A 231-nucleotide genomic window follows, 5' to 3' on the forward strand; every position below is an offset into this window, starting at 1 on the left:
GTACGCCCACCGGCTCGAACCGATAGTCGCGATCGGACGTGACGGCGAGATGCAGCTGTGCGAGGGGTTCCACCGAGCGTCGATCGCGTCGGTGTTAGGGATCGACAGGATCCCGGTAAATGTCCTCTGCCGACACGAGGAGTGGCAGCGGGTGCGGGACCGGATCGCGACCGATCCGTCGGTGGTTCGTGGTCCCGACGCGCCGATCGACCGCCGCGACCATCCCGACTT

1 pseudogene is annotated in these 231 nt (G+C 66.7%); it reads left to right on the forward strand.

The annotated features are described in order from the left end of the window. Positions 1–231 (forward strand): annotated as a pseudogene (locus EXE42_RS19120) (hypothetical protein); the annotation flags it as partial.

Source organism: Halorubrum sp. SP3 (genome assembly GCF_005435195.1).
Classification (GTDB): domain Archaea; phylum Halobacteriota; class Halobacteria; order Halobacteriales; family Haloferacaceae; genus Halorubrum; species Halorubrum sodomense.